Origin of the sequence: Sphingobium sp. (assembly GCF_049304695.1) — a bacterium.
In the GTDB taxonomy this organism is placed as follows: domain Bacteria; phylum Pseudomonadota; class Alphaproteobacteria; order Sphingomonadales; family Sphingomonadaceae; genus Sphingobium.
Window position 1 is genome coordinate 18,168 of sequence record NZ_JBAQOK010000080.1, and the last position, 22,189, is coordinate 40,356.

At 60.9% G+C, this 22,189-nt stretch carries 23 protein-coding genes; 10 read left to right on the top strand and 13 right to left on the bottom strand.

Features of this window, described 5'->3' with window-relative positions; genetic code table 11:
- Nucleotides 1-1,083, top strand: a complete 1,083-nt coding sequence (locus WA070_RS14520; protein ID WP_422634646.1) for a DUF2235 domain-containing protein — start codon at nucleotides 1-3, stop codon at nucleotides 1,081-1,083.
- 221 nt (nucleotides 1,084-1,304) lie between these two features.
- Here WA070_RS14520 and WA070_RS14525 read toward each other — a convergent pair whose 3' ends face one another.
- The 4 genes from WA070_RS14525 to WA070_RS14540 are packed head-to-tail and all read right to left on the bottom strand — an operon-like array spanning nucleotide 1,305 to nucleotide 2,918.
- Nucleotides 1,305-1,778: a hypothetical protein gene (locus WA070_RS14525; RefSeq protein WP_422634647.1), complete on the bottom strand. Its 474-nt coding sequence runs from the start codon at nucleotides 1,776-1,778 to the stop codon at nucleotides 1,305-1,307.
- On the bottom strand, nucleotides 1,775-2,440 hold the full coding sequence (locus WA070_RS14530) for a YoaK family protein (protein WP_422634648.1): 666 nt from the start codon (nucleotides 2,438-2,440) through the stop codon (nucleotides 1,775-1,777). The genes WA070_RS14525 and WA070_RS14530 overlap by 4 nt, the downstream gene beginning before the upstream one ends.
- The gene (locus WA070_RS14535; protein ID WP_422634649.1) at nucleotides 2,437-2,655 is read right to left on the bottom strand and encodes a hypothetical protein; all 219 of its coding nucleotides are present in this window, start codon (nucleotides 2,653-2,655) and stop codon (nucleotides 2,437-2,439) included. Before WA070_RS14535 ends, WA070_RS14530 begins: the two co-directional genes overlap by 4 nt.
- Nucleotides 2,652-2,918, bottom strand: coding sequence for a hypothetical protein (locus WA070_RS14540; protein ID WP_422634650.1), 267 nt, complete (start codon nucleotides 2,916-2,918; stop codon nucleotides 2,652-2,654). The genes WA070_RS14535 and WA070_RS14540 overlap by 4 nt, the downstream gene beginning before the upstream one ends.
- 55 nt (nucleotides 2,919-2,973) lie before the next feature.
- Here WA070_RS14540 and WA070_RS14545 point away from each other — a divergent pair, with 55 nt between their 5' ends.
- The 3 genes from WA070_RS14545 to WA070_RS14555 all read left to right on the top strand — a co-directional run bounded on the left by WA070_RS14545 (nucleotide 2,974) and on the right by WA070_RS14555 (nucleotide 3,887).
- Nucleotides 2,974-3,261, top strand: coding sequence for a helix-turn-helix domain-containing protein (locus WA070_RS14545; protein WP_066768166.1), 288 nt, complete (start codon nucleotides 2,974-2,976; stop codon nucleotides 3,259-3,261).
- Nucleotides 3,261-3,566, top strand: a complete 306-nt coding sequence (locus tag WA070_RS14550; protein ID WP_066768176.1) for an alkylphosphonate utilization protein — start codon at nucleotides 3,261-3,263, stop codon at nucleotides 3,564-3,566. Before WA070_RS14545 ends, WA070_RS14550 begins: the two co-directional genes overlap by 1 nt.
- An 81-nt stretch (nucleotides 3,567-3,647) precedes the next feature.
- Complete coding sequence (locus WA070_RS14555; RefSeq protein WP_066768168.1) at nucleotides 3,648-3,887, top strand: acyl carrier protein; 240 nt, start codon at nucleotides 3,648-3,650, stop codon at nucleotides 3,885-3,887.
- Between the two features lie 137 nt (nucleotides 3,888-4,024).
- On the opposite strand, the gene WA070_RS14560 is transcribed toward WA070_RS14555, so the two are convergent.
- Both WA070_RS14560 and WA070_RS14565 read right to left on the bottom strand, forming a co-directional pair.
- On the bottom strand, nucleotides 4,025-4,591 hold the full coding sequence (locus WA070_RS14560; protein WP_422634651.1) for a hypothetical protein: 567 nt from the start codon (nucleotides 4,589-4,591) through the stop codon (nucleotides 4,025-4,027).
- 598 nt (nucleotides 4,592-5,189) lie between these two features.
- On the bottom strand, nucleotides 5,190-6,965 hold the full coding sequence (locus WA070_RS14565; protein WP_422634652.1) for a hypothetical protein: 1,776 nt from the start codon (nucleotides 6,963-6,965) through the stop codon (nucleotides 5,190-5,192).
- Between the two features lie 308 nt (nucleotides 6,966-7,273).
- Between WA070_RS14565 and WA070_RS14570 the strand changes: the two genes are divergently transcribed.
- The 6 genes from WA070_RS14570 (at nucleotide 7,274) to WA070_RS14595 (ending at nucleotide 12,976) form a co-directional block, all read left to right on the top strand.
- Nucleotides 7,274-7,483: a hypothetical protein gene (locus WA070_RS14570; RefSeq protein WP_140419279.1), complete on the top strand. Its 210-nt coding sequence runs from the start codon at nucleotides 7,274-7,276 to the stop codon at nucleotides 7,481-7,483.
- A gap of 209 nt (nucleotides 7,484-7,692) precedes the next feature.
- Nucleotides 7,693-8,367, top strand: a complete 675-nt coding sequence (locus tag WA070_RS14575; RefSeq protein WP_422634653.1) for a Fic family protein — start codon at nucleotides 7,693-7,695, stop codon at nucleotides 8,365-8,367.
- Between the two features lie 8 nt (nucleotides 8,368-8,375).
- Complete coding sequence (locus WA070_RS14580; protein WP_422634654.1) at nucleotides 8,376-9,548, top strand: hypothetical protein; 1,173 nt, start codon at nucleotides 8,376-8,378, stop codon at nucleotides 9,546-9,548.
- A 2-nt stretch (nucleotides 9,549-9,550) separates the two neighbouring features.
- Nucleotides 9,551-9,862: a hypothetical protein gene (locus tag WA070_RS14585; RefSeq protein WP_422634655.1), complete on the top strand. Its 312-nt coding sequence runs from the start codon at nucleotides 9,551-9,553 to the stop codon at nucleotides 9,860-9,862.
- A 17-nt stretch (nucleotides 9,863-9,879) separates the two neighbouring features.
- Entirely contained in the window at nucleotides 9,880-11,982 is a 2,103-nt protein-coding gene (locus tag WA070_RS14590; RefSeq protein ID WP_422634656.1) for a peptidase domain-containing ABC transporter, read from the top strand.
- A 601-nt stretch (nucleotides 11,983-12,583) separates the two neighbouring features.
- A complete protein-coding gene (locus WA070_RS14595) occupies nucleotides 12,584-12,976 on the top strand; it encodes a hypothetical protein (protein WP_422634657.1) in 393 nt (130 codons plus the stop codon).
- A 2-nt stretch (nucleotides 12,977-12,978) separates the two neighbouring features.
- Here the strand turns inward: WA070_RS14595 and WA070_RS14600 are convergent, their stop codons facing one another.
- From WA070_RS14600 to traN, 7 genes are read right to left on the bottom strand one after another with little or no spacing between them, the layout of a single operon-like run.
- The gene (locus WA070_RS14600) at nucleotides 12,979-16,722 is read right to left on the bottom strand and encodes a conjugal transfer protein TraG N-terminal domain-containing protein (protein WP_422634658.1); all 3,744 of its coding nucleotides are present in this window, start codon (nucleotides 16,720-16,722) and stop codon (nucleotides 12,979-12,981) included.
- A gap of 8 nt (nucleotides 16,723-16,730) precedes the next feature.
- On the bottom strand, nucleotides 16,731-18,155 hold the full coding sequence (locus tag WA070_RS14605; protein ID WP_422634659.1) for a conjugal transfer protein TraH: 1,425 nt from the start codon (nucleotides 18,153-18,155) through the stop codon (nucleotides 16,731-16,733).
- Between the two features lie 46 nt (nucleotides 18,156-18,201).
- A complete protein-coding gene (locus WA070_RS14610; RefSeq protein WP_422634660.1) occupies nucleotides 18,202-18,804 on the bottom strand; it encodes a hypothetical protein in 603 nt (200 codons plus the stop codon).
- Nucleotides 18,801-19,688: a conjugal transfer protein TraF gene (locus WA070_RS14615; RefSeq protein ID WP_422634661.1), complete on the bottom strand. Its 888-nt coding sequence runs from the start codon at nucleotides 19,686-19,688 to the stop codon at nucleotides 18,801-18,803. Before WA070_RS14615 ends, WA070_RS14610 begins: the two co-directional genes overlap by 4 nt.
- Nucleotides 19,685-20,281 (bottom strand): S26 family signal peptidase, encoded by a 597-nt coding sequence (locus tag WA070_RS14620; protein WP_422634662.1) that lies wholly within the window; start codon nucleotides 20,279-20,281, stop codon nucleotides 19,685-19,687. The genes WA070_RS14615 and WA070_RS14620 overlap by 4 nt, the downstream gene beginning before the upstream one ends.
- Nucleotides 20,253-21,143 carry a type-F conjugative transfer system pilin assembly protein TrbC gene (locus WA070_RS14625; protein WP_422634663.1) on the bottom strand — a complete coding sequence of 297 codons (891 nt, stop codon included), beginning with the start codon at nucleotides 21,141-21,143 and terminating at the stop codon, nucleotides 20,253-20,255. The genes WA070_RS14620 and WA070_RS14625 overlap by 29 nt, the downstream gene beginning before the upstream one ends.
- Nucleotides 21,115-22,182, bottom strand: coding sequence for a conjugal transfer protein TraN (traN, locus tag WA070_RS14630; RefSeq protein WP_422634664.1), 1,068 nt, complete (start codon nucleotides 22,180-22,182; stop codon nucleotides 21,115-21,117). The genes WA070_RS14625 and traN overlap by 29 nt, the downstream gene beginning before the upstream one ends.
- Nucleotides 22,183-22,189 lie beyond the last annotated feature (7 nt).

Below are 22,189 nucleotides of genomic sequence, written 5' to 3' on the forward strand. Positions count from 1 at the left end.
ATGGCACGCAATATCATCGTCTGCTGCGACGGAACGTCCAACCAGCCTTCCAAGGACGCCACAAATGTTGCCAAGCTGACCGAGGCGCTCATCAAAGATCCGGCGCGGCAACTGGTCTATTACCATCCTGGGCTGGGTACTATGGCAGCGCCGGGGTTTACGACCCGGGTGGGCTCCTGGGGCGCGCGTACCGCCGGGCTGGCGCTGGGCTACGGGCTGAAGGACGATCTTCGCGACGCCTATAGCTACGTCATGAACAATTGGCGGCCGGGCGATAGGCTGTTTCTGTTCGGCTTTAGTCGCGGCGCCTATACGGTGCGCGCCCTCGCATCGCTGATCCGGCTCTATGGAATGGCGATGTCGGGCAATGAAGCGCTAGTCCCTTATGCGGTTCGGATGATGTGGCCCGTCAAGGATGGGGAAGGCCATTTCGATGAGACCATGCGAAAGGCCGAGCAGTTTAAGGCGAGTCTTACGACCGGGGATTGCTCGATCCATTTCATCGGAGTCTGGGACACAGTCAGTTCGGTCGGCTGGATTAGCAATCCTGTCTCTTTCCCGTACACGCGCGCCAACGATGCGATCGCGAATGTTCGGCACGCAGTCGCGATCGACGAACGCCGGGCATTTTTCCGCACCAATTTGTTCGATGCCGCACCCGGCCAGGATCTGCGGCAAGTCTGGTTTCCGGGCGATCACTGCGATGTCGGCGGTGGCTATCCCGAGGCCCAGAGCGGCATGTCGAAATATCCGCTAGAATGGATGATCACCGAAGCGCAATCCGAGGGACTGCTGGTCGATCTCGAGCGGGTCACGACGATCTTGGGCAAGAATGGCGGCGGTTATTCCGAGGCAAAGCCCGACGCCAAATTGCACGATTCAATGACCGGCTTCTGGCCGGCGCTCGAATATGTCTCCAAGCGGCATTGGAACAAGCAACTGATGGCCTATGAGCATATTCGCAACCGCGCGTGCCGCCGCGATATGGGGCAGGCGCCTATTGTGCATGATGTCGCCTGGCTAATCCCGGGCTACGCTGCCCGCTTGCCGGCCGATGCAGTTCCGCTGAGCAAGGCATTCTAAGTAGCCCTTGCTATCTGCATGCCGACGCAAAGGGCATCCGGATGCTGCGGAGTCCAGGTAGTATCCATGAAGCGGGCGGCATGATTGGAGTGCCCGACGTGGTGAGGATCAAACGAGTTCGCTCAGGGCCTGAGGCAGCCCTCTGCTGTCGAATCCATCAATGAGGAGAACGTCGGGTTGGGTCGCTGCCGTGGCCAGATAATCGACGCCATCGGCACATATCACGCGAAACCGACGGTCGTCCGGCGGGATTTGGAATTTCTCCCGCAAGGCGATAACCTCCGGATCATCTCGACAACCGTGATATCGCAGTCCGGCAAGCAGCGGTAACAGGCCTTGGCCAGCGATCCACCCCCGAGTCCGATCATCTCTATACGTTTGGGCTTGGGTCTGAACAGCCTGAAGCCCATCATCACGCGCGTATAGTCGAACAGGAGGTGATCCGGATCGCTGATACGCATGGCGCTCTGAATGGTGGACCAGCCGAACAGAAGTGAAAGCATATCACCAAATCTGAACAACATTGGTCCGGCCGGGCCGAATGGAGCATCAAGCGTAACCGGGATATCCGTGGCGCTGTGGTATCGACCTTGAAGAGTTGAGCCGGGCTCGGGACGTTCGAGGCGCAAGCCGAAGACCAAGTCATGGAGCAAATCGAGATCGATGTCTGCCGAGCGGGATGGCCCATCGGTCATTTGCGGGCCTGCGCCATCGAAGCCGCAAGCGGGACGCGTCGATGATGAAGCCAGGAGCCCAGCAGGAATGCCGCGCCAGCAGCGGCCCAGATCGCAGAATTTCCAACCATGCGGTAGCTCACGGCACCCAGCACGGCGCCCGTCACCAAGCCAACCCAGAGCAGCAGATAGGGCAGCCATCCAAGGCGATCGCCCCCCATCAGTGCGGAGAGCAAGCGCTGCCCGAATTTAACCAGCGTCCCGGTCATATAGGTAAGACCGATCTGCACCTCGCCATCGCGCTCAAATAGCGCATTTTCCGCTCCCATCGCCATGGCTAGGGCGGCGGCCGCTGCCCAGTTGGCATCGATGATAGCGAGGATCGCCGAGATCATGAGCAGGGCTGCGATCAGATACATGAGCACGCTGTGCCTGGAGTGCTGGATGACCCGGCCACAGAGCGAACCGAGCATGACCCCGATCACGAACGATGCGATCAATCCGGCTGCGGTCGCCGCATCCGACAAATGCGTGCTCAAGCCGACGGCAAGGCGCGTGGAATTACCGCTCATGAACGAGACGAAGAAACCGCCGAGATAGAGAAAGCCCACTGCATCGACATATCCTGCAAGCGCGGCGAAGCACGCCGCCAATCCCCAAATCTTACGATCGTATCGGTTCATCCATTGCCCTCTTGCGGGGGCGCCATGCCATTGTGCGCAGCTGACAGATCCCTGTCCCACCTGGCCATTTCCTGAATGTTCAGGGCTTCCACCTGGCTCAATCGCGCCGCGTCTTCTGTGGCGAGCGACTGGTTGGCCAGGCCCTGCCGAACGAAATCCTTCAGCATCATATTCTGAAGCAGGAGAAATTCCTTCACATGCTGTCGCAGTTTCATGCTGTCACCTCGTCATAGGTCCGATCCAGGGCTCCGAGGCACACCATCATCATCGCCAACCCCGAATCTTCAGCCTGCTCGCGTTGCAATGGATCGGCGGGGGCGAGATCGGCGCGCGGCCACTGGGCCAACGCTTGAGGAACCAAGTGGACGGCCTTCCTGCCTACAGCCGTGTTGCTGCCAAAAGCCTTTGCACCGACGCACCCACTTGAATCGCTTTTTATGTTTAACGCCACCTCTGAACCGACAAACACCCGTAGCATATATATTGTCAAATCGTAAGGTTGAACTCTGATATCTCACACATCATAAGGGTGCATGATTACGTCACAGCAGATGCGGGCGGCGCGCGCCCTGCTCGGGATCGACCAGAAGGAATTGGCCGCGCTGGCAGGTGTTTCCGTGCCGACGATCCAGCGGATGGAAGCCTCAGACGGACAGGTGCGCTGTGTCGTGGATACTCTCGTCAGAGTGATTTCAGCTTTGGAGCAAGGGGGCATCGAGCTGATCAGCGACGATGCACTCAGTCAGGGCAGGGGGCGGGGTGTGCGCCTGAGGGAAGTCGCCTCCTCCGCCACCATGAGAGAAATGAGTGAGAGCGAATGATGAAAGAAGGCGAAGATTACGTCTATGATGAGGTGAGCGGCGAGTGGCTGAGCGCTGCGGATATGGCTCACCGGAAGGCGGAAAATGTCGACGTCCAGGTGCGCGACGCCGTCGGCAACCCGCTGGTGGATGGAGACAGCGTTACTCTTGTCAAGGATCTGACCGTGAAGGGCGCCAATCAGACGTTGAAACGCGGTACGGTCATCAAATCGATCCGCCTGACCGGCGACCCGCAGGAGATTGATTGTCGATATGATGGCATCAAGGGTCTGGTGCTGCGCGCCGAATTTGTGCGCAAGCGCTGATCCTGAGACATTGGCGCTACATGCTGCGGGGCCAGCCATAAAATGGCCCGCCGACATCGGACATCATACTCAGGAGGCCATATGAGCGACATCGCCGAACGTGTTATCAAAATCGTGATCGAGCATATGGGGGTCTACCCCGACAAGGTGACGCCCGAGGCCAGTTTTCTAGATGACCTCGGTGGCGACAGCCTTGATGTCGTGGAACTGGTGATGGCGCTCGAAGATGAGTTCGGCATTACGATACCCGATGCGGATGCCGAGAAGATCGATACGGTACAGGATGCCATTCGCTATGTCGGTGCTGCCAAGCCTGGCTGAAGCGCGACAACCTTGAGGGGCATGTCGAGGACCGCATGAAGCGATCTGAGAATTATCGGGTTCCGTTGCATAGCCACTTGATGCCTGGTGGCGCTCATTGAGGTGACGCGCTTCTCGAGTTGCTTTTGTGCAATGCCTCACGACACTGCGGGACTTGGTGGCAGCGGTAGGCGGGCCCGCAAATCCAGGATGCGCCGGGTTTTCTGGATGTTCGCATGGACTGCTGCGCCTGTGACTCCAAAATGCTTGCCGATTTCCGCTCCGCTCAGGCCTTCCTCATCGTTAAGCCGCAGCATCGTCTCGCCGATTGCAAATCTTTCCGATCGTTTGGCAGCAGCCTGAGCGATCATGTGCAGATGACGGGGGAGCGCAGGTCCCAAAAGGTCGAGTGCCGGTGGTTCCGGTTTACCGGTCCATTGATCGTGAAACCGCCAACCATAGCGATCCATGACGGAGGCGATCTCGCAGTAGCAGACCCGGCCAAGATTGGGCAGACGCAAGATGCCCGCCCGTTCGCAACGAGACAAATGGCTCAGCTGCATCTTTTCGATAGGAACCCCCGCTACGGTTGATGCGAGGTCGGTCGGTTTGTCCAACTGGCCCAGGCAGTTGCGTGTGCGGGAAGAAATAACATGCCAAGCTTCGAGCGCCAGCATGGATGCATCTGTTGTTGGTGCGATTAATCTCGGTTTGGTCTGTGACATCCTGGACAACCATTTCCAAAATTCATTGCGCCTGGCATAATATCAGTCCTGCAACCTTCCGGCGAGACATCGTATCTACAAAATCAATGGTGGCTGACGGGACCGTGCCCCATTGCGTGGTGTAGTATCGAGGGCGCGGCCACGTCGATCTCCGGCTATGCCGGGTTGATCAGGCTGCCATGCGTTGCAACGTATGACGCTGTTATCGGTCAATCCCACGCGCTAAAAGCCATGTCTGGCAACATCAACTTTGGTGTGGATGGTGCTTGCCGCCGGGTCGGCAGGCATGGGCAAGCACGCCAGGAAAAGACTTTGCGTGAGGGCATTCCGATGCCCAGATATTCTCTGGACGACTCGCATTTCAAAACAGCAAGGGCGTTTTCGGCCTGCCAGCATCATTGCTGGAGCCTCCACGCCCACATCGTGGCCGGCCGCTGATATTTTTTCGGCTGCGACGAGCGAGGGATCCGTGTCGTCAAGAAAGTCAAGGCGCCGCCTGCGGCGAGGCCGTTTTTTGCTGCAACAGGGTCATTCAACCATAGTCGACGCGGCCAGCGCATAGGTGGGCCATGACGCGCGGGGTGCTTAGGTCATGCGCCTATCCGCCGGCACGGGTGGACATTCCGACAGTAGAGGCCGAGGCCGATAGCATGGCCTGCGCCGCCTTCTTTTCGGGCGAGTCATATGGACCGTAGAGCACCGGCCCCAGAAGTTTGCGAGCAAGATCGGACTTGCCCTGGCGAACCAACTCGCTGCCCAGGAGTACCCGGGGTGTAGGTGCTCCCGGAACCGCTGCGGCGACTTTGGCGAGGATCGCCAGCGCGCTATCCGGTACTTTCGCGCCAGCTCTTGCGTAGCTTTGAAAATTGGCGATCGCAGTGACAGGATCGCGAGGATCGGATTGAAGCGCGCGCCCGATCGTCTCGCGCGCTGCGACCAGAGCGCTTTCGCGGTCAGCGGCAGGGCCAGCTAGGGCCTCGCCTGTCTGAGCAATGCCTTTCCACGCCAGCGCCCGGACGTTTCCGGGGTCCTGGGCGAGAATGCGTTCGGCATCGTCCCGGCATTCGCGAGCTAGGGCGGCGCGACACTCCGCTTCCGTAGCCACCAGCATCGCGCCGACATTAAAGGGCGACTTGCTCGCTTCCGCCCGCACCGCGGATATCCAGGTGAGCGCGGCAGATCGAGAGTCACCGATTTCCGGCAAACTACCAGAAGCATCGGGCGATGGCAGATTGCCGAGCCGGAGCTTCGCCTTGACGGCGGTGACCTTGACCGGCGAAAGCATGGTCACTAACGGCGCTCCCTGTACAACGGATGGGGCAGCGGTCGCATACGCCTTCGCTCTCGAAGCGTAACCCATGATATCTCGATTGAGTCTTCCGGGGTCTTTGAAGACCCGGGCGGCTTCAGCCAGGGAAGCGCCCTGCGCAATCGCGGTCATATACTGGGCGAATTGCGCCCGGACCACCGGCTTGGGATTAGAAAATACGAAGAAATGCGTGATCAGCCAGGCATGGTAAGGGGTCCAGGTCATCCGGCGCGATCGCGCGTCAAGATAGCCGCCAGTCAGTACGTCCCGGGCGTTCACATCGCCGTAGGAACGGAAGACCTGGCGAGAGAGTTCGGGCGGCTTGGCATAATCGAGCGAACCGTCTTTTCTGACCTCGATCGTCGAAAACAGCGCGCCTATCCCATCAAGATACCAGCGGGGATAGGGAGCCGGAACATTCGAGAGGATGAAGTGCTGCGCAACGGCAGAGTAGACGACAGATTCCCAGGGCCTTACCACCGGAGGAAGATAGGGCTCTCGTTTTCCTATGCAGTCCGTTCCTTGGGCGGCCAAATCCTCGCAGAAACGATCATGAGCAAGACTGGTGTTGAGATCGACAAGTTGGTCGCTGCGGGCAATCGCCAGCACCGCGCCGTCCGGACGAGGGTCGTAGTAGCGCTGGTCCGCGAAGCTCCTGGCGTAAGGACCTTCATGCGCGCGGATGTTTCGCAGGCCCAATTCGTCCAGATCGCCGCGCGAACCGAACAGGGTGATTTCGAGCTTCGGCGCACCATCTTGCTGTCCGGCGGCGCCGTAGAGCCGCGTCATCAGCGCGTGCAGCCGCTCGACATTGCCCGCGATTCGGACTAGTTCGGGTTCGCTTCCGTCGCTGAAGATGACGACATGATCGGTTTCGGCCCGTTTCCACCCGCTACGCTTCTGCGCGTGCTTTTGCGCCGTGACAACAATATCGGGGTCGGCCTTCCCGCCGACCGGGGCGCGGGCGACATCATCTGCCTGAGAGCCGAGTGCTGGTGCTGTAACCAACAACGACTGCGCGAGCAATGCGGCGATGCTCAGGCAAGGCCAACGTCCGATCGGCATGCATTAAGCCTCGCGATCCAGCGCTACGCGCGCTCAAGGTTGATAGAGTTGGAGTATGCACGACTCGCACCGCCTTTTCCAGCGCATCAAAGCGCCACTCCCTGAAAAGGAGACAAAGGGATGCCGGAGCATTTCATGCCTGTATAAAGTTTGATGACAATGCAGTCTTTTCAGACGGAACGAAGGTTACCTGGAAGGTAATCATTATTCAATACTGCTTGCACGGTGAATCTGTTTGACTTGCACTTGCAAAAATAAATATCCTTCCTGTGCCACACCAGTGGCTACTCGCAAGACAGGAGCTGTTTATGTCCGGTTCTGTTCGATCGATTCATTCACTGCTTGCCCGAGAATTAACGATCTCCGAAATAAAAATGGTCTCTGGTGGCCAAACCTGCGGTGAGGGCAATACCGAGGTCACCACCGAGCCCACTTATTGCGATACCGCCGGCGGTTCGCCCTGGGATACGTCGGATCGATGTGACGACGATGGAAGCTGGGATGTCAGCTGCGACTGAAGTTGAAGATTATATTGCCAGTGACGATGCCAAGCCCAGCAACAGGGGACACGGAAGATAGAAAAATCTGGTCGCCTGTTGCACCCGGCTTCCGATACCGAAATAGACATGCGCTCGATTGGCGGTCCCTCGAAGACCGGATCGTCCGGCTCAACGAACAATACAGGCATTCCCCCTGGCGCTGCTTCGGCAACGAAGCGAAATGCGCATTGCTGTTGCGGGCCGGGCTGCGCGTTCCAGGCTCGCTCGATTTTTCCGTTCCCGCCGGTTTCGAAGCGCCGCAGTTCGATCGGTTTCTGGTCAGACCTGGCATCGAACCGATTGTATATACCAATTGGCAGCGGTTCTCCGCTTGGCAGATCGACCGGCGCTGGATCGAGCGGGCAGCCGCGTTGCTGACCGGCACCAGCAGGAAGATGCGAAGCGCGGGCGTCGACAAGCCGGCGATTTGTGGCCTTGCGCCAATGCGATATGCGCGATTGGACGACATTCCCTCCTGGCCTGAGGCGATTGAGGTCATTCATAGCTGTGAGGGCCTTACCCCCGTGCAGGAGGCAGTGCTGACCCACGCCACATTCGTCCTCTATCACCCGCTCGATGATGGCAACGGCCGTGTCGCGCGATCGTTGTTTCACGCTTCGCTGCGCCGCCGGGACCAGGTCGACGCCCCTTTTCTGCCGCTTGGACCGAGCTTCTACAGCGCATCCTATCTCAAGCTGGGGCTTCTGCGCAGATTGTCTCAAATCGGCGACTGGGAGGCTTATCTGGATGGTGTGCACCCCATAGTCGAATTTGCGATTTCGCTTCAGGAGCATGTCGATGACGCTGACGCGCTGTCGGGCAGCATCAGCGCCCTATCGCAGACAATGACATCACTGGATTGACGAGCGAGGTGCAAGCGATGGACAAACGCATTCTGATTGTGACCAAGCTCAACGATGAGCACGCCCATCTCATCGCGACGGGCCTCGAGATGATGGGCGCAACGCCGAGCATCTTCCGCTTCGGCATGATGCCTGTTCACGAAACCCATACGATTTCATTGGGCGATAAGGCGACATTCTATGTCGATGGCGCCGCGCTCCTTGATGAAGATATCCCTTATGATCGGGTCTGGCTGCGGCGCATAGGTGGCTCGTCGGTAAAGTTGCTGGACGTTCAGGAAAGCGACAAGGCCTATGTCTCCAACATAATGACCGCCTATCGCGCGTCGCTTTTCGCCTTTCTGGATCGTCTTGCGGCCCAGCGGCCCGGTGTCATGGTCAACGGATATTGGGGAAAGCTGGCGGCGGAAAGCAAGGTGCTGCAGCTCTGGCAGGCGCGCATAGTCGGCCTGTCGGTACCCGCAACATTGCAGTCCAACGACGTTGAAGCAATCCGCAGCTTCCAAGACGGGCATGGCGGGCGAATTATCTGCAAGCCTCTCATTCCGCAGATGTGGCAAGGCGAGGATAGCCTGGCCTTTGCCTATACCTCGATCATGCCGCCGGTCGCCTCGTTACCGGCCGATGCGCTGTCCTTGCACCCGGCCATCTACCAGCCCTATGTCGAGAAGGCGTTTGAAGCGCGGGTGATCATCTTCGGCGGTCGGCAATTCGGTATAAAGATCGATTCCCAGAGCGACCCCTTGTCGGTTGTCGACTGGCGCGGAAAGCGTCTTCTCAAAGACAATAATGACAATTATCGGTTGCCGCCGGAAGTCTTTGACCAGTGCCAGGATCTGATGCGGGCGCTAGGCATATCCTATGGCGCATTCGACTTCATTGTCACGCCCGCTGGCGAGCATGTCTTTTTGGAAGTGAACGAAGCCGGGCAATTCCTGTTCGTCGAGGACTGCGCGCCCGGGGACAAGATTGCCCACGCCTTCTGCCATTTTCTCATTCACGGGACCCTGCAGGACTGGAGCGAGAAGGACGTGACTTTCACACTGAAGGATTTGCTGTCCTCTGCCGGCGCGCTGGCCCGCAAACAGGCGGATTCCCGCTACCGCGACCACGACCGAACCTCCCGGATATCCAGGATGGATAATCTTGTGGGATCGCATTACGTGTCCGAAGCGCGCTGAACATGTCCCCGCGCGCTTCCGCGCCCCCGCCGCCCCTTCACGAGGCTGGCGCGGAGGGCAACGGCCCATCGTCGCTGTTCCGATCTGAAATGTTCCGCGCGCGCCGGGCACGGGATGGCGCGGCCAAGGTTCCCGCGATGCCCTGGGCATGGATTGTCCTGCTGGGTGCCGTCCTGTTTGCCGAGATCGGCGGGCTCTCTGCGATCATTCTAGTTCAGTTCGATGTTGGGTTTGAAGCCGTCGCCGGCCCGCGCATGGCTAAGCCTGAAGACCGCGCCGCTCCGGCACCTGCCCCCTTGCCGCGCAATCCGTGATGTTCATTTCCCCTATCTTGGGTCGGCGTTCCTCGCGCGTCGAGATGGTGCGCCAGACGGAATCGGGCGAATGTGCCCTCGCTGCGTTGGCCATGATCGCCAATTATCACGGCAACCCGATTGGTCTTGCCGAACTGCGCCGCCGCTTTCGCGCCTCGAGCCGTGGAAACACGCTGGAATATTTGATGCACATGGCTGAGGCGATCGGCTTTTCCGCCAGACCCATCAGCATCCCGCTGGAAGGTCTGGCGCATATTCACCTGCCGGCTATTCTGCATTGGAACATGAACCACTTTGTCGTCGTCGAGCGCATCCGTGCCGACAGGGTCCTCATTCATGATCCCGAGGGGATGTCCGACTGGCTCCCTATAGAGGCGGTGTCCCGGCATTTTACCGGCATCGCGCTGGAATTGCGGCAGGTCAGGCAATTCGATCAGGCGCAGCCACGGCGGCGCCTCGATCCGGTCAAATTGCTACAGGGCGCGTCGGGAATACGCAGATCGCTGTTCCAGATACTGACCCTCAGCATATTCCTCGAACTCTACACCTTGATCTCCCCTTTTTACCTGCGGCTTGCGGTCGACGTCGTGCTGCCGTCGCGGGGCCTGAATTTGATGACTGTACTGGCGATCGGCTTTGCCCTGTTGACTGCCACCAATGTGCTGACCTCGCTGCTACGATCCCTGGTGATCGCCTTCGCCAATGCCGCGGTCGGCCACACGCTCTACGTCAATGTCGCGCGCAAGCTCTTGCGATTGCCCATTGATTGGTATGAGCGGCGGCACATCGGCGATGTGATGTCGCGCCTCCAGTCGACCGCCCCGATCAGGCAATTCCTGACGGAAAACAGTATCGGTGCTTTCATCGACGGATGCCTTGGCGCGCTCAGTCTGGTGGTGATGCTTACATACAGCCTGCAATTGTCGATGGTGGCCATCGGCTTTCTGGTGATGATTCTGATCGGCAAGATGGCATTCCTTGCCCCAAAGCAGCGTGCCCAGGAGACGGCCATCGCGATGGCTGGCCGGGAACAATCGGTAATGATGGAGACGCTCAGGGGGATAACGACTTTGCGCGTTCTCGGCGGAGAGGACGATCGGCTGCAATATTGGCAGCGCCGGCTCGCCGATTCCGTTACGGCGAATCTGGCCGTCGCCCGGGTGAATGTGTGGCAGGAGTCCGTCGGCACATCGCTGAATGCCCTTGAATCGGTCATATCCATCTATCTTGCGATCGGGCTCGTGCTGTCTGCCGATTTCAGTCTGGGCATGGTCTTTGCCTATATGGCTTACAAGACCCAGTTCCTGCGCCGCACATCCTCCCTGCTGGACCAGACCATCGCCTTCAGGATGCTGAGGCTGCATGTGGATCGCCTTGCCGACATCATGCTCACTGACGAGGACAAGGCATTCGATCGTGAGGCGATATCGGCCAGGACATTGTCAGGCCGGATCGAACTGCGCGGCGTGGCTTTCCGATATGCGCCTACCGATCCCTATGTGCTGTCCGGGGTCGACCTCGTGATCGAACCCGGAGAGCATGTGGCAATCACCGGGCCGTCCGGCGAAGGCAAGAGTACGCTCATCAAGATCATTCTCGGCCTCATCGAACCGTCGGAAGGCGCCGTATTCGTCGATGGTATCCGGCTCACGGACTTCGGCTTGAAAAGCTATCGGGCGCAAGTCGGCGCAGTCCTGCAGAATGACGGAATATTCGCCGGATCGATCGCCGAGAATATTGCACTTTTTGATAATGCTTCGGACATGGACCGGGTTATCGCGTCCGCCAAGGCTGCGGCGTTGCATGACGATATAGCAGCCATGCCCATGGTCTATGAAACGCTGGTCGGCGACATGGGCGCTGCGATTTCGGGCGGGCAGAAGCAGCGGCTGATACTGGCCCGTGCCCTCTACAGACAGCCTCGCCTTCTCGTAGTCGATGAAGGGACGTCGCATCTGGACGAAGATAAGGAACGCCTGGTCAATGCGGCGATATCGGCGCTGGGCGTGACGCGAATAGTGGTCGCGCACCGCCGACAGACGATTGCCTCGGCGGATCGGATTATCCGCTTATCTGACGGGAAACTGGGAGACGTAGCTCATTCGGCTATGGAGGAGTGAGGCTCTTTTATAGGCGGAGCGGGCATATTCCTGCCAGACTTCCACCCGCATCTCCTGTCTTCACCTTTCCCGCGACCTCGTCCAAAAATCTGATATGCCGAGCGTTTCATAGGCCGTGGTGACCGCAAAGTCGTGCAATCCATACACTCACGAGCACGCGGGGCCTGGCTCGCATGGCCGCACCAGTCATATCGGAAGGAGGTGCTTGCAATCCCGCTCGCCGGGTTCAGACAATGGGTCTGAAGCTTCAGACGGCTTCTGGGCGCGCTTTTCGCGTTCCTTCTGCTCCTCGTCGAGTTCACGCGCAATCTGGCGAACCAGAAGCCTGGCAAGACGCAGAATAGCTGCGTCCGCTCTTGGCGAGAGCTGGGGTAGCATATCCGAGGATCGCCGCTTCTTACTTATCGGGGCTTGCGTTCCGTCGCTGAACCCGCCCGCATTTCAAGCCCAGACCGCAAATCGGGGCGGGGTGAGGGTGGAAAGAACGAAGGGGAGGGGATCTGGATGGATTCCCCCGTAAAGGCGGGCCACCATACTGATTGTCGGCCGATTTCATGCCCAGCGAAGCTGTGCTATTCTCTTCTCTGGAAGGGCTCTGCGAATGCAGGATGTTGATCACATCGAAACGACAAAGGAGGCGCCCCCGCCGTCGCCGCGAGCTGCGGACTGGTTCTGGCGTCCATGGTATGCAAAACTGACCTGGGCTCTGACGCTGTTCTACTGGATATGCCTCGAGCTTATGATCACCATCCCCTACGACCGGCTGAACATCTACCTTGTCAATGTCATGGTGCTGCTGATCTTTGTCTTCAATCCGATCACGGTAGTAGCGGTTCTGGGATATAGCTTCCTCAAAGCCAAGGTCGCATGCGGCGAATGGGTGATAACGCCGGGACAGCCGTCGCAACGGCCATTGATTGATCCCTATACAGATACATCCGATGCTCGGTCGGGTGACATACATCTCCGACATATCGGCGTTATTCAGGACTAAAATCATGGATCCCGCCGCTCCTTGAAGCTGGGATCGCCATCGGCCATTCCGTTATCCCGATCGAACAGCAGTCGTCCGGAACTAAGGATCGAAGACTGCTCCATCGATGTGATCGGACCCGTTACATCGACTGTGCCACGGCCCGCATCCGCCTGCCTCAGATAGCGGTTGCGCAAGCCGTCATTGCCAAGCACTTGCTCACTCAAGTGTTTCGCAAAAGTCTCCTCCGGGCGACCGGAGCGGGCAGCCGTTTTCTCTGCGGAGGCAATTGCCTCCCGAACATCGTAATTCACGATGTCGATCGACGAGCGAGCCGAAACTGAAGCGATTCCGCGATCCGTTATGTCCGCACTCAACTTGCCCGTTAGCGAACCGACGGCACTACCTTTGGCGCCACCTTTTTCTTCGCCCTCTTTCCCACCTGAACTAATCCCCCGTGATGCGGTAGCAGTAAGGTCGCCAGAAAAGCCCTGAGTATCGCCCGTCTGATGTTCTGCATTTCGAGAAAGCGATCTTTGCCACCCGGTTTGCACCATGATCGCAGTGACATCGCGCTCCAGCGTATCGGCGACCTGCGGTTTCAACCGCCAGTTGCCCTGCCGATCCATCTCGAACCCGCCGCGCAACCAGTTAGCCATGGCGGTCTGGCCTTGCGCCCCGCTGCCCAGAAAATGCTCGATCGTGTCCGGGCCCGCCTGTTTGCCGGCTTCGAACCGCGTACTCGTGTCGTTTCGCGCAGACTGGCTGAACCCAGTGCTGCTGGAGACGAGCAGATCATTGTGCGCGAAGCTAAACCGGGCATGCCCGCCATTGGCGATCGCGCCGAGCTGGCTCTCGTTAATGAGCCCGCCCCGCCACATCTGTGCCGCGAGCTCGGGTGTCAGGTTAAGGCCGACGTCGCCATTCTGATCCATGGCGATCTGGCGCTTCGACATCTCGATCCCATGCGTGCGGAGCAGCGCCTGGGTACGGGTGAGACGCTCCTTGTCGACGATCGCGCTCAGCCGTTCATTGCGGGCGCGATCCGCGACGCCTTCTGCGCCGCCTTCCGCCATATCGACCTGGTTTCCGGCGGTGCCGGCGAGCGCGCGGATGAAGGAATCGAGGCGTGCGGCCTCTCGGACAGATACACCGGCGGCGGCTGCGCCCTCGGCAAAGCCTGCATTATCCGCCTGCCGTCGTTGCTCGCCAATATGGGCATTGCCGCGTACCCCATCCGGGCCAATCTCGCGCTGGGCATCGAGCTTCCCGGACCGCTCGGCAAAGTCGTAACCCGCCGCTTCACGCGTGCGGCCGTAGACACTCGTGCCCTCGCGGGCGGCTTCCGCGCTCGCTCCGTCGGCGGTACCGACCTGGACAGCGGCATTGTAGCTTTCCAGCGCCCGCAGCACCTGCGCCTCATTGCGCCCGGTCGAACGCGAGAGTTGCGTAATGGCGGTCGAACGCGCTTCGCCCGACAATGCATTGATGAACCCGATGCGTCGGCTGGTTTCGGTGACCGAAAGGCCAAGCATGGCCGCAGCCTGCCGTTGCCCCTGATTGCCGCCGGTGCGGTGCGCCTGCTCGGTTGCGACATTGCCCCGCTCGACGGCGGCAATCCTGTCACCGGCATAGTCGCGCCGGCCTTCCATCGCGCCGACCTGGGTCTGCGCGGCAGTCAGGTCATTACGCAGCATCTGCTCCTGATCGAAGGCGTTGGCGGTCAGCTTGGCGAAGGTTGGATCGGCGCTTGCCTGGCCGATCACAGTCGATGCCTTGAGTGCGGCGTCCTTCGCCTCATAACCGCCGCGCTCGAAGTGCCGCTGCGCACCCGACTGCATCATGTCGTACGCTTGGCTGTCCCCGAACGCTTTCCACTGCACCATGTTCTGCGCGAAGGCAGCAAAGGCACGCTCGCCGGTCTGGCCTTCCCCGAAGTAGGTGGTGCCAAGCTTGCGCAGCGCATCGCCCTGGGCAAAATTTTGAATGGCAGACGTCGCGGCGTTGCTGCGGATCGCGCGGGAAGTCGCGGGATCGCTCAGATCCCGCCCGACGAGGGCAGGGGAGAGGCTTCCCAGCTCCCGCGCGGCGTCTGTACGACCCAGGCCAAAGGCCGCCGTTCCCGCTGCCCCACCACCATGTTCGCCCAGTACCGATCCGGCAGAGGCAAAAGCGCGGTCCAGACCGAAGCTGCTGCGTTCACCAAAATCGCCGAACCCGGACGATGTCGCTCGCCGCGCCGTGGTGCCACTGGCCGACGCCTGCGCTTCCAGTGCCGAGGCGTAGCCCTCGCTGGTTCCCACCGTCGCGGCCGCCATGCTGCCCTGGCCCTGGACACCGAGCATGCCCGAGGTGAAGGCGGTGAACATATTGCCCGAGAAGCGGAACACGGTGAACACGAAGGCGCCGGCGAGGCCCGCAGCGGCGGTGCGGAACGACCCAAAGATGGCCAGCGCCTTCATCGCGGCCGACGGTGCCAGGATCCAGCTATCGGCTGCGACGCTGGTCGCGCGCAGTTCGGCGAGCACGTCCATCGCCCGGCCGAGGGTCAGCTGGTATATGCCCGCATCGATCACACCCCACAGCGCAACGAACACGAAGAGGCCGAGCGCGAAGCTGGCGACCCTGAGGTTAATCGGCGTCAGGATGAACAGGAGTGCGATCGGCATCATCATGAGCATGATCGCGAACACTGAGGCGCGGATGGTCGGCATCCATTCATTGGCAGTCGAGAGCGTGGCAAGGCCATTGGATTCGATGGCCCGGTTCGCCATGACTCGCGCGGTCGCCGCCGGCGAATCCTCGAAGAGGACGTCGCCCACGGTCTGGCCGAGCAGGACGTTGGTGAGGAACTTCTGCCGGCTCATCGACTGGCCCAGCATCATGTCGCCCAGCGCATCGATCTGCTGGCGGCAGCGATCGCGCTGGGTGGCCTGGGTGACATCGAAGCCGGTGCGGGCGCAGACCTGATCGCTGTAGGCGTCGAACAATGTCGCGTCCGACAGGCGGTCGGCAATGTAGCCCCAGGCCGCATCGCAGTTCATCGTCGTCCCGGCCTTGTCGCTCGCCGTGAACACGGTTGAGAAGGTGGCGGGGCCGGCCATCGCCGCGAACGAGGCGGGCAGGTCGGTCGACGTCCGGAAAAGCTGATCGTCGTCGACCCCATAGGCCGGCGAGACTCGCGCAACCGGATAGCATTGGCGCACATAATCCTTCACGCTCGCGTCGAGGAACGTGTCCACGATCGGGCTGCGTGGGCTAACCGCGTTCAGGAACAGGTCGAATGCATGTCCACCTGCGCCAAACTCCAGCTTGGCATTGGGATCGGTCGTGTTGTCGTCGATGGTTTCGGCAAGTGCGCGTTCCATGAGGTTGGTGACGCCAGCGACCAGCACGATCAGGTTGGGGACATCGCCGACCGGCTGATAGGCGTTGCGCACCCGGTCATAGATGTGGACGGTGCCGGTGGTGGCGATCATGCCGGCGAACAGGCCGATGCCGACCAGCATCTGGAAGCCGAAGGCGACAAGGCCCATGCCGGAGCCCTTGATGCTGGCGATGACAGCGCCAAATGCGATGCCGACCACCGCGATGATGACGACCAGCGTCTCGTAGCGCGGATCGCCGAAGATCATCGCTACGAGGTGGAACGCGTCGACGGTTTCGGAAAACCCGTCCCATGTGTGGTAACTGGCATCGATGGCCAGCGCGGGTGTGGCGCCCAGACATCCCAGAAGGACGCATGCCAGGCGGATAAGATGACGCATGGTTTGCCTCACCGGTTGCGATTGGCGTTGGCGCCCGCGGCGTCGCGGGCATCGCGGTCGCGCTGGCGCACAACACCGGCATAGTTAGCCGACAGGTTCGCCTGGCTCATCGCGGCCATGTAGGACTGGCGCATCTGCGCACGTTGGCGAAGCACCTCGTCGCGCAACTCCCGCAACTGCTCGATGCCCTTGGTCAGAATGCGGGTCTGGCAGATGTTGCTATTCTCGGCATCGGCGGCGCCCGCGGTGGTTGCGCCGCGCTCGGCATTCTGCAGTGCGAAGTCGATCGAGCGGGTCAGATCATTGAGCATCTGATAAGCGAGGGTGAGGGCGACAAGTTCGTCGGTATCGGCGATCACGCTGTCCGTGAGGCCCTGCCGCACGCCCCATTCCAGCAGGCGGTAGACCGGCAGGGTCCGCACATTGGCGACGAACTGCTTTTCCTCAATGGTGAGCGCAGCGCGCGTCCGGATCTTGACGGAGATCGCCTCCATCCTCTCGCGCGCCAAAATGAGCGCGCCGCGCCCCGCACCGTTCACCGAACAATCCGCTCCAGTCGCAGGGATGTTGAGCGCGCGGGTCGGAACACGTCCCGTCAGGAAGTCATCGGCGCTTTCGGTATCCTGGCGCGGACATGCAGGAATAGCCGAAAAGATCGGCACCTTGTCGTTGGCGTCCCAGCGCATATAGACATCGCCGACGCGGGCCCGCATCACGCCCGCCCAATCGGATGCACCCACCCGCGCGGCGGCATGCGCTAGCAGCGAGCCAGTCTTGAAGACGTCCGTGACCTCTGCCGGGCAATTGGCGAGTGCGTCCTTGAGATCCTCCGTTGGGTTGCCCTTGTTCGACTGGATTTTCTCGCGGCTCTGCTGCCAGCTATTGGCATAGCCCTCGCGGATCGACTTGTAGCCGGTCATCTCCTCGACGATTCCTGACATGTTGTCGTCGCCTTTGGCGATCTGGACCATGCGATTGGCAAGGCGGCAGTCGTTCACCTGGATTGAGTTCAGGTAATTGGTGGCCGCCTCCATTTTTGAGATTATATTCCCCATCTTCTCGTCGAGCGTTTCGAGAAGATACTGGAAGGCGACGGCCGGCGCGGCCTGCAGGATCGTCTCCAGCTTCTGGACGAGATAGTCGGGGTCGAGGAACGACATTCCCCCTAAGAACATGTCGATGCCGCCACAGCCCGCTTTCACCTTGGGCAACGTCAGGCTCATGAGATAGTCGTCATGGACGTCGACACGGCCCGACATTCCGCCCGCGGTCACATAGCCGCGGGTCTGATCCTCGAAGCTGCCCGGTGAGGTGTAGGTGACATTATCGAACCAGCTCTCGGCCCAGCTTTGGGCATGAGCAGGCACCGCCTGGCCGCATGAAGCTGCAATCAGGCAGAGAGCAAGAAAAGGACGGCGTACATTATGGACCATGACAGATTTCCTGATGGGAAAAGTTGACGACACAGCCCCCGCACGATCAGCGTATTCTCCGATGGGAAGAGACCGGCACCCTCACGCCGACAATTCCGGTAAATTTCGACATGGCGCGCACGCCGACGGCAGCCCGGGTTCCGGACAGCATCCGGGCGGCCAGCCAGGTGTTGCGCGCGATATTGGCGCCGTGATCGGTACCGATTGCGACCGGTACCATGCGACCCGGATCGACCAGCGGTCGCACCCAGGCGACGGGGTTGCCGACCCAGGGAAGGCCAAGACGCCCCGAGCGCAGCGCCGCTTCCTCCGTCCCCAGTGTTCGGACCTGCCAGCCGTAGCGACCACGGAATGCCAGAAGCTTTGACCATAGATCGCCGCACGGCAGGCAACCTGGCGCGGTGCTCATTTCGATCACATAGAGCGATACCTGACCGCGCAGCATGGGTTCGAAATCGGGCGGAAAGTCTCGCGTCACTGGCACGCGCGAAAGCCAAAGTCGCATGTCCGCAACTGTCGACACCGGATGAATGGCGGCCCGCCGCGCGGCATCCCGGCCTTTCTGCTGCGCGAGGGCAGTGGCCGGCAGCAATGCCGATGGCGCGAGCAGGAGGAGGCTGGAGACCAGCATGTGGACCAGTCGCCTCATGGCCTGGGCTCCCGTGCATCGATGAGATCGCCGCCGATCACGCGCGGATCGGTCGAGGAGACGGGACCATTGGCCAGCGCGTCGAAGAACCCGTCTTCCTCGCCCGCGCCGGTCAGCCATTGCTCTGGCCGGATATCGCCGCTCAGCAGCCGTACTGCCTGATAGGCCATCTGCGCGAGATTGGGATAAGTCTCGACGCCCGCGGCGATCACCATGCGCTGGGGACTGCCCCGGCGGATGACCATGGTGGTCGGCGTCACTTCGACCCCGAAACGCTGTCCCATCTCAGGCCGGCGATCAAGGTCCATCAGGCTTACCTGCCAGCCCATGTCATCCTGGAACCGCTGGACGATCGGCCATTGCACCTTGCAGTAGCCGCAGGACGCGCGGGCGAACATGACGAGCGCGAACTCGTTTCGATGCGCACGCAGATATTGCCGGCGGACCTGATCCTTCTGCGCGCCCAATACATCGCGCGCCTCCCCGACCATCGGATTGGCCGCTCTGGCATTGAGCTGCGGATGGGTGAGCATGGCCAGCTGGGTGACGCCGGCAAAGGCGCGGGCCTTGCGCCGGGCGAAGTCCTGCAGACGCCAGAAATCCGCGACCGCATCGATCGTCAGGACGGTAGCGGCATAGTCGCGCTGCTCCACGATGAGCTTCGCGATCCTGGGCGGCGACCATTTGGCCAACTCGACCATTGGCGGGATGAGGGGCTTTGAAACGGCGTCATCTTCCGCCTCTTCCGCAGGGCCGGATTTGGGCGTCTCGTACCACCAATAACCCCGTGCCGCATGATCGGTTGCGGGCGCAGATGTCGCTTGGGCGCATGCGGGACCGGCGGACATGAGCAGGACCGCACCCATGGAGAACAAGCGCTTCATAGCAGTTTCTCCATGCGAGAGAGCCGCTCGATCGCCACCGGGCCATAATAGCGGCTGTCATACCCGTCAGGATGACGCGAGCCGACGAAGATCATCCCTTCGGGAATACGCGCGCTTTCCGGCTGCCAATGGTCAAGCGCCTTGCCGCTGCGTGCGGCGGATTTGCTGATGCCCATCAACTGGCCATTGCAATAATACCAGCCATTCCGGCCCCCGCCCAGGCTGGCGGGCCTTTCGACCATGACGATCTGGTCTCCGGGCAGGCACAGTGCATATTTGGTGACGGAGACGGGGGCCGGGCCCGCCACCGGGTCGGAAAGCGTGAATGATACGAGATCGCCGCGCTCAACAACGCCAGGGGAACGGTGCACCACCCAGGCGTCGATCGATGGCGTCATGACCAGGGTGATCTGCGGCATCACCCACCAGGCGAAGAGACCGATCGGCAGCACGATCCCATAGGCTTTGAGAAGCTGTGCAGGCCGCGCCGGCTGCCCCAGGCCGCTTGCGCCCAGCGCCACGGCTGCCCGGAGCGGCAAATCCTTGAGTTCGCGCCAGAGCCGGTTACCGGCCCGCCAACTGAGCAAGAGCATCTCGTACCTCCTCTTTGCCGCCCAAGCGGCCATATTCCTCGAGCAATCCGGAAAGGGCGGCATCGCCCAGGACGATATGCGCGGCGCGAGGACTGGCCTCGTCGCGCTCGCAATAGGGCAGGGTCGGATCGCCGGGGACCATTGCCAGCGCGGGCACCTGGGTGACGCCATGCTGCCGGAACACCAGCGGATCGACGATGAGCTGCACGTCGCGCATCGCGCAGGCCGGGCCTTCGCAGCCGGGGTCGTGCCGCAAAATGGCGGCCGACAATTTCGCCATCGGGCCAACCTGCCGCATCCCGCCCGGCATGCCCCGGAAGGCCATAACACCCCCGGCACGCTCGAGCTGCCCTGCATAGGTGCGCAGCGTTTCGACCGGCATGGAGGACGACACAAACAGCACCGGAACCCAGCGTCTCGTGCCGCCCGTGGTCACGACCCCTGCCAGCGCTGCCTCTTCGGGCTGTTCCAGACCCAGAGCCTGCGCAATACGATGGCTGGCCTTCTCGCGCTCGATGGCCAGTGCTTCGCGCGCTGCCGCGACGTCGGCCTCCACCCGTTTCGCCATGGCGGGGTCCTGCTTGCGCCTGTTGATACCCTCGAAGGCGCGTCGCTCCGCGCCAGCTTCGGCTTTTGAGGGCAGAACGGGCGAAGCTTTCGTTGAAGCCTTAGCCTTGGCGGCAGCCCGCTTCACGCGCTCCATAGCTGCCTCGCCCTGGTCCTGGATGCGCGCACGCGCATTTTCGCTTGTCGGCTGATCGGCTACAGCCCGCGGTTCACTTGCACGCACCGATGCGGGGTCGAGCGTGAGAGCCGCCAAAAGCAGGGCGCGACTAGTTGCTGATCGTCTGCATATGGGCATCGATCTTGTCCTTCATATCGATCTGGATTTCGAATTGGGCGCGTGCCTCGATTTCCGCATAATATTCGGAGAGGTCCATTTTGCTGAAGTCGAGCGCCTGGAATTCTTCTGGCGTAAATCCCCGGCAATAGGGTTCCTTGGGTGTACCCCAGCCAATTGCACTGAAGGCTTTGAGTTGAGGCCGACCCTGTTCCTGAATGATACGGCCAAGCTTGGTGTTGAAGCAGCAGTGGCCCCGGGCCTTCTGCACGCAGATACCCAGGATCTTCGAGGAGCAATAGCTGCCCACCTCATGGCACATGCCCGAGCCGCGCAGCATGCCCACTTCCATGTCCTGTTGGTCGCAGCCCTGGAGCAGCACCTCGATCATGAAATTGACGGCCAGGCTGATCGCGATCGATGTCGGATCGATGCCGACGATGATTGCGTTGGCACCGGCACTGGCGGCCTGGCTCGCCGTCGCGCCGGCCTTGAAGGCCGTGTAAGCCGCTTTCATGCCGGTAAACACGCCCTTGGCGACCGCGATCTTGGTCGAGATCGACGAGATCGAGCCGCCCATGCCGTCCTTGACGATCTTGCCCTTGTCCTTGCAGCAATTCTGGAACGTGGTGCTGAGCCCCGCGGGGCGACAGCGCGCGGCGCGTCCGGAAAAGATCTCGATCGTGCCAAGGCAATTGCCCTCGGCATCGACGCCCCCATCCGCATCGACTCCCGGATCATCGACCGGCGGGTGCTCGACGACGGGATTGGCGCTGGTGTCGATGCAGGCATTGGCCGAGCAGCTTGGCGCGCCGCCGCTTGCCGGTACGGCGCACGCATATTGATCGCCGAGTGGGCAGTGCATCGTCCCGGCCGGATCGGCCTCGCAGCGCGTTTCGCCGATCGGACACATCCATCCGCCTGAACCGGTCAGGTGACAGCTCGCCGTTTCGCCGTCGTCGGCCGCATCGCCATTGCCGTTCAAATCAACCGCGCATAATTGCTGGGCCATGGCAGTCGCCGGGAACAGCGCCAGGCTCGCCGCGACAAGCAGGAACATTAAGAGA

Coding starts and splice junctions, on each gene's coding strand:
- WA070_RS14520 (WP_422634646.1), top strand. CDS start 1: ATGGCACGCAATATCATCGTCTGCTGCGACGGAACGTCCAACCAGCCT.
- WA070_RS14530 (WP_422634648.1), bottom strand. CDS start 2,440: ATGAACCGATACGATCGTAAGATTTGGGGATTGGCGGCGTGCTTCGCC.
- WA070_RS14620 (WP_422634662.1), bottom strand. CDS start 20,281: ATGCTCTTGCTCAGTTGGCGGGCCGGTAACCGGCTCTGGCGCGAACTC.
- WA070_RS14560 (WP_422634651.1), bottom strand. CDS start 4,591: ATGTCACAGACCAAACCGAGATTAATCGCACCAACAACAGATGCATCC.
- WA070_RS14540 (WP_422634650.1), bottom strand. CDS start 2,918: ATGCTACGGGTGTTTGTCGGTTCAGAGGTGGCGTTAAACATAAAAAGC.
- WA070_RS14585 (WP_422634655.1), top strand. CDS start 9,551: ATGTCCCCGCGCGCTTCCGCGCCCCCGCCGCCCCTTCACGAGGCTGGC.
- WA070_RS14605 (WP_422634659.1), bottom strand. CDS start 18,155: ATGGTCCATAATGTACGCCGTCCTTTTCTTGCTCTCTGCCTGATTGCA.
- WA070_RS14615 (WP_422634661.1), bottom strand. CDS start 19,688: ATGAAGCGCTTGTTCTCCATGGGTGCGGTCCTGCTCATGTCCGCCGGT.
- WA070_RS14600 (WP_422634658.1), bottom strand. CDS start 16,722: ATGCGTCATCTTATCCGCCTGGCATGCGTCCTTCTGGGATGTCTGGGC.
- WA070_RS14610 (WP_422634660.1), bottom strand. CDS start 18,804: ATGAGGCGACTGGTCCACATGCTGGTCTCCAGCCTCCTCCTGCTCGCG.
- WA070_RS14525 (WP_422634647.1), bottom strand. CDS start 1,778: ATGACCGATGGGCCATCCCGCTCGGCAGACATCGATCTCGATTTGCTC.
- traN (WP_422634664.1), bottom strand. CDS start 22,182: ATGTTCCTGCTTGTCGCGGCGAGCCTGGCGCTGTTCCCGGCGACTGCC.
- WA070_RS14625 (WP_422634663.1), bottom strand. CDS start 21,143: ATGCCCATATGCAGACGATCAGCAACTAGTCGCGCCCTGCTTTTGGCG.
- WA070_RS14595 (WP_422634657.1), top strand. CDS start 12,584: ATGCAGGATGTTGATCACATCGAAACGACAAAGGAGGCGCCCCCGCCG.
- WA070_RS14545 (WP_066768166.1), top strand. CDS start 2,974: ATGATTACGTCACAGCAGATGCGGGCGGCGCGCGCCCTGCTCGGGATC.
- WA070_RS14555 (WP_066768168.1), top strand. CDS start 3,648: ATGAGCGACATCGCCGAACGTGTTATCAAAATCGTGATCGAGCATATG.
- WA070_RS14550 (WP_066768176.1), top strand. CDS start 3,261: ATGAAAGAAGGCGAAGATTACGTCTATGATGAGGTGAGCGGCGAGTGG.
- WA070_RS14535 (WP_422634649.1), bottom strand. CDS start 2,655: ATGAAACTGCGACAGCATGTGAAGGAATTTCTCCTGCTTCAGAATATG.
- WA070_RS14570 (WP_140419279.1), top strand. CDS start 7,274: ATGTCCGGTTCTGTTCGATCGATTCATTCACTGCTTGCCCGAGAATTA.
- WA070_RS14565 (WP_422634652.1), bottom strand. CDS start 6,965: ATGCCGATCGGACGTTGGCCTTGCCTGAGCATCGCCGCATTGCTCGCG.